This is a genomic window from Allomuricauda sp. NFXS6, from assembly GCF_040148835.1.
GTDB lineage: Bacteria > Bacteroidota > Bacteroidia > Flavobacteriales > Flavobacteriaceae > Flagellimonas.
The window spans coordinates 294732-300994 of sequence record NZ_JAGEMG010000005.1; the positions used below are offsets into that span (position 1 = coordinate 294732).

The window sequence follows — 6263 nt, forward strand, 5'->3', positions numbered from 1 at the left end:
GCATGGAAATAAATAACAATCAACTATTAAGATTTACTACGGCAGGAAGTGTCGATGATGGTAAGAGCACATTGATTGGAAGGCTTTTATATGATTCCAAATCTATATTTGAGGATCAATTGGAAGCAATTGAGAGTACTAGTTTAAAAAAGGGGCATGAAGGTGTTGATTTAGCTTTGTTCACTGATGGACTAAAAGATGAGCGCGAACAAGGTATTACAATAGATGTGGCATATCGCTATTTTACGACTCCAAAGAGAAAATTTATAATCGCGGACACCCCAGGGCATATTCAATATACAAGAAATATGGTTACGGGAGCATCAACAGCTAATGCAGCCATTATTCTAGTTGATGCTAGACACGGGGTCATTGAACAAACCAAAAGACACTCGTTTATTGCTTCCTTGTTACAAATACCACACTTGGTAGTTTGTATTAACAAAATGGACTTGGTTGATTTTAAGGAAGAGGTTTACGATAATATTGTAAAGCAATTTCAAGATTTTTCCTCAAAATTGTTGGTAAAGGATGTTCGCTTCATTCCAATAAGTGCCTTATTGGGCGACAATGTGGTAAACGTATCAGAAAATATGGGTTGGTATAAGGGCGCACCTTTATTGCACACTTTGGAAACCATTCATATAAGCAGTGATTTTAACAGTGTGGACGCTCGATTCCCAGTACAAACTGTTATAAGACCGCAGCTAAAAGGATACATCGATTATCGTGGTTATGCAGGAAGAATTGCAAGTGGTATTTTTAGACCGGGAGATGAAGTTACGGTAATGCCCTCCGGCTTTACATCAAAAATTAAGACGATTGAAGGCCCTCAGGGTCAACTCGAAGAAGCCTATGCTCCAATGTCAATTTCCATGACGTTGGAAGACGATATTGACATTGGTCGAGGGGATATGATTGTAAGGTCGAACAATAAAGCTGAACCTGCTCAAGATTTGGAGGTTATGTTATGCTGGATGAATAATTCCCCCGCAAAACCTCGGGCAAAATATACAATACGGCATACAAGCAATGAGCAGACTGCCATAATCAAAGAAGTAATGTATAAAATTGATATTGAAACTCTTGGACGAAATCTGGAGGATAAAGAAATTTCAATGAACGATATTTGTAAAGTTAAAATTAGAACTACCAAACCTTTAATGATAGATTCGTATCGAGAGAACAGAAGTACAGGCAATATAATTCTAATTGACGAAAGTACAAACGAAACGGTTGCGGCTGGAATGATTATTTAGGGCAATAACCCTTATGCTATAAACCAAACCTTAATACATTAACATTCTAAAAATAAATCAAACATGAACTTAACAGTAATTGGCACTGGATATGTAGGTCTTGTCAGCGGAACCTGCTTTGCCGAAATGGGAAACACGGTAACCTGCATTGATGTTGATGAAAACAAAATTGAAGGCCTAAAAAAAGGTGTTATCCCAATTTACGAACCGGGTTTGGAACCTATGGTAAATCGAAATATTGACAATAACACCTTGCTTTTCAGTACCAGTTTAAAAGATAATCTGGAAAATTGCGATGTCGCTTTTATCGCCGTTGGAACTCCTATGGGAGAGGATGGTTCGGCAGATCTCAAGTATGTCCTACAAGTAGCCAAAGAAATTGGCGAGCATATGTCCACCCCCCTTATTGTGGTTGATAAATCGACCGTTCCGGTCGGTACGGCGGATAAGGTCCAAAAAACAATATCCGACGAGTTGAAAAAAAGAAATGTGGAAATTGAGTTCCATGTAGTTTCGAACCCAGAGTTTTTAAAGGAAGGAGATGCCATCAGCGATTTCTTGAAACCGGACCGTGTGGTTGTTGGCTCCGACGATGAAGCGGCAACCAAAATAATGCGCTCCCTATATTCGCCCTTCTTTAGGAGTAGTATGGACCGCCTGATCACTATGGATGTCAAGTCTGCTGAAATGACCAAATATGTGGCCAATGCAATGCTGGCAACCAAAATCTCTTTTATGAATGAGGTGGCAAACATTTGCGAATTGGTAGAGGCCGATGTGAACAAGGTTAGAATCGGAATAGGTTCAGACAGTCGCATTGGATATAGTTTCATTTATCCTGGAAGTGGTTACGGAGGGTCATGTTTTCCGAAAGATGTCAAAGCACTAAAACGTACTGCCGAAGAGCATGGATATACACCAGAACTTATAAAGGCTGTGGAAGATGTCAATGATCGCCAAAAATTTGTAATTGCGAAAAAGGTAGTCGATAAATATGGTGAAGACCTCAAAGGAAAAACATTTGCCGTTTGGGGTCTTGCTTTTAAACCAGGAACTGATGATATGCGTGAAGCACCTGCCATATACATTATAAAAGAATTGGTCAAAAGAGGAGCTGTAATCAATGCTTACGATCCGAAGGCTATGGAGGAAGCAAAACATTTTTACCTTAAAGACACTTCCAATATAAATTACTTCACCGCAAAATACGCTGCTTTGGAAGGGGCGGATGCGATGATATTGCTAACAGAATGGAAAGAGTTTAGGGCACCTGATTTTGGTGAATTACAAAAACTGTTAAAGACACCTGTTATTTTTGATGGCAGAAACCAATACGATGATGAAAAGTTGGGTTCCATGGGATTCGAGTACTTTCAAATCGGAAAGAGATCATAGAACGTAAAAAAGAATCAGACTCTAAACAAGTACAATCCCTTTTACTTTTATTTACTTACATCGATTGGGATAGCACCTTGATAACCTCTAAAATGATAAACAAAAAAATCAGGACTATCTCATAAAGTGTGTAAATAGAAAAATAGCGGGGGCATGCCCCCGCTATTTTTTTGTCTAATTTTAAATATTTGCACATTATGAAGAAAGAAGAATTGTTCAACGACGATTTCCTGAAGCAGTTCAAATCGGGAGACGAGCTCAACGGTTTTCTCAAGGAACTCCAGAAACGCGGCATCGAGAAGATGCTGGAAGGGGAACTGGACGTCCATCTGGATTACGAAAGGCACCAAAGGTCCAAGGACGGCAACTCCCGTAACGGGCACTCCAAAAAGAAGGTGCGTACCTCTTTCGGGGAGTCCGAGATATCCGTCCCCAGGGACAGGGATGCCAGTTTCAACCCCATGGTCGTCTCCAAGCGGGGCAACATGGTGGACGGCATCGAAAATGTCATCGTATCGCTATATGCCAAGGGCATGTCGGTAAGTGATATAGAGGAACAGGTACATGAGGCCTATGGTTTTGAGGTATCCACATCGACCATATCAAGGATAACCGAAAAGATGGCAGAGGACATCGTCGCCTGGCAGAACCGACCCTTGGAACCGGTCTATCTTATCGTATGGATGGACGGGATCGTCTTCAAGGTCAGGGAATCCTCCAAGGTGATCAACAAGACCGTGTACGTGGCCGTGGGCCTGCGCAGGGACGGAAAGAAGGAAGTGCTGGGCCGATGGCTGGGCAAGAACGAATCGGCGGCCTTCTGGATGTCGGTGCTCACCGATATCAAGGCCCGTGGCACCGAGGACATCCTGATCACCGCCACCGACAACCTGAACGGATTTACCGATACCATCAGGAACGTCTTCCCCGAGTCCAGAACCCAGATATGCGTGGTGCACCAGATACGCAATGCCTGCCGCTACGTGGTATGGAAGGACAAAAAAGCGTTCACCGCCGATATGAAGGGCATCTACAACGTACCCAACGAGAAGGCCGCAAAGACCGCCCTGGAGGACTTTGCCAAGAAGTGGGAAACCAAGTACTCCTACGCCATAAGGAGCTGGAGGGACAACTGGGACGAACTCACCGTGTTCTTCGAGTTCCCAGTGGAGATACGAAAGATCATATATACCACCAACCTTATAGAGAACCTGAACGGGAAGATCAGGAAGTACACCAAGAACAAGCTTTCCTTCCCCACCGACGATGCGGTGATGAAATCCGTATATTTGGCAACAAGGGAGGCCACCAAGAAATGGTCCATGCCCATCAGGAACTGGGGCATCATTTTAAACCAGTTCCTTACGATCTATGAAAAAAGGGGCAGGCTCTAGAAAAGCCCAACCCCCGTTATTTTTAACTTACACACTTATTGGGATAGTATCAAAAAATCCCCACATAACTGTAGGGATTTTTTGTCTTGTCCGAAAGCGAAAAACCAGTACGCTATTTTTTTGTTTCTAAACCCTTAATCTTACTTATTTACTTGGGTCTAAATCCTCAAAGCTTCCGCCCGGGCCAGTCCAAATCTTGTAATTGTCATAGAAAATATCTCCTTGAGGGTCAAAAGCACCTCCCCAATAAGCACCTATCTTTGGCGTAATAACACCCGTCACCTCTTGACCATGCTTAGCATATCGGTAAGCAGTAGTACCAACATGGTCAACTATCTTTTCACCGTTCACCCAAATCTCAATTAATCCATCAGCCCTAACCTCGTGACCCAATCTCCTTGACATTTCTGAGGTATCTGGGCCCTGGTAGTCTGCCCCGAACGCCCCCACATAATGAATTACAACATCAATCCATTCACCCTTTGTATAATCAAAAAACACTGATTCAGTATTGGAACCTGCTCCGTTGGTGGGTAGGATATCGACTGAGTTTACATCAATGGGTAAGCTGAAATAAAGTTTATTGGGGTCTTCTGCCTGCCTTAAAGAAATAGCGTTTACCGTATTGCTACTACCATTCGCTAATAATCTGTTTTGTAAAAGGATTCTTGATCCAGGCATTCTGTTCTGTACATTTATCGAAACGCCCACCCAATGCTCTTTAAAACTTAGAGCCCTGTCTTTACCAAATTCATTTCTTTTAGCGTCATTGTTGTAAGACCCTAACCAAATTGCTCTATCACCGTTTCTTCCCAATTTTAATGGTGAATCAGGATGATCTGTTGTTCTTGGGTCTCCATGGTCAACTTCCCACTGGTTGATTTCGCCGGGGTTTTCGCCATTGGCTCCCCATTGCTGATAAGGATACGTGGCCGTTTCAAAATCCGTAAAAAAAGTCACTTGGGCGGGAAGTCCAGATATTGCGGAGTCTGTACTCGCCCCTATATCTTCCAAAACCATGTTCTGAATCTCAAAAGTATCTCCAACAGTTTGGCCCCCAAAAGTCAAATCGTTTCCAGAGGCATTTCCATCAAAAGTAGCCCCGTTGAATTCAATAGAATAATTGGTAAAACTACCTGTAATTTCCTGATCGGTTATGACCGTATATCTTTGGCCTATCTGCATACCCCCGCTTCCGACAGTCTGCCTAGCGTCAAAACTTAATCTGTACCTCCTTGTATTATAGAAAGCGGTTTCAGCTATATTACTATATTCGGCTGACCAGTTGGAAGTTGTTGAACCAATACTACCATTTGCTATTACTGTTAAGACACCTCCGGTCGCAGTACTACCGTTCCGTAAAGTCCATTCATTTGCATTGTCGAAAGTTCCATTTCGTAATAAATTAACACCATCACCATTAAAAGGTGGTTTAGCTGACTCATCTTCCCCTTCTATATCACTTCCATCGTCACCATCAATACCGGGATTTTCTACAGGCTCTGTTTCAGGATTTTGGATAACGTATTCGTCGAATAAATCTGAATCCTTACTGCAAGAAGTAAATAACAGAATACTGCAAATAAAACATAACATAACTAAGGGGTTTGGGGCATAAAATTTCATAACGTACAATAAGTCAAGTTTTTTAATATTCAAATTGGGTCTATCAAAAATATTCATAATTCAACAATCATCGACAACTGGCAATATTTTTTCGATGAAATACACTTTTTTTATTAGATATTATACGTGACGAACTATACTTTTGGATGTAACCTTTTTTTTTATTCGATGAACTACACTATTCTTTAACATATGGTTTGGATTTCTAGAAAGAATCACCTAATCCGTAATAAGAAAGAAATCAGTCCTAATCTATTATAGTTGATAGAGTTTTAAATTCTTTTAGATATTCAAAATTGACAAAACATATTGGAATTTGGGAAAAGTAAAATTTACCTTTAGCATCCCCTGGCGAAATAAGGTGGTATTAACTCAAAGTCTCTCGGGAGTAGGTTGATATTCCGAGTAATTGTTAATTTGCATTCTTCATAATTGGTGCCTGTTGCACAAGTTGGAGAAAAAGATTTTTTTTAATCTTGTCTTTTCCAAAAAGATCGTACCTTGTATGTATGCAAGGAAAAAAGGGAAGGCTACAGAAACTGTTCTCGAGTTTCCAGCTCAGCGAGCGTCTGCCAAAGGACAAGTCCAG

Annotated in this window: 4 protein-coding genes; 3 read left to right on the forward strand and 1 reads right to left on the reverse strand. The window is 41.4% G+C overall.

What is annotated here, in order from left to right:
* The first annotated feature begins 2 nt into the window (after nt 1-2).
* From J4E06_RS10065 to J4E06_RS10075, 3 genes are all read left to right on the forward strand, one after another.
* A complete protein-coding gene (locus J4E06_RS10065) occupies nt 3-1259 on the forward strand; it encodes a sulfate adenylyltransferase subunit 1 (RefSeq protein WP_349523777.1) in 1257 nt (418 codons plus the stop codon).
* Between the two features lie 63 nt (nt 1260-1322).
* Nucleotides 1323-2654 (forward strand): UDP-glucose dehydrogenase family protein, encoded by a 1332-nt coding sequence (locus J4E06_RS10070; RefSeq protein WP_349523778.1) that lies wholly within the window; start codon nt 1323-1325, stop codon nt 2652-2654.
* A gap of 197 nt (nt 2655-2851) precedes the next feature.
* Complete coding sequence (locus tag J4E06_RS10075; RefSeq protein ID WP_349523779.1) at nt 2852-4048, forward strand: IS256 family transposase; 1197 nt, start codon at nt 2852-2854, stop codon at nt 4046-4048.
* A gap of 144 nt (nt 4049-4192) precedes the next feature.
* Here J4E06_RS10075 and J4E06_RS10080 read toward each other — a convergent pair whose 3' ends face one another.
* A complete protein-coding gene (locus J4E06_RS10080; protein WP_349523780.1) occupies nt 4193-5644 on the reverse strand; it encodes a polysaccharide lyase family protein in 1452 nt (483 codons plus the stop codon).
* Nucleotides 5645-6263: the final 619 nt, after the last annotated feature.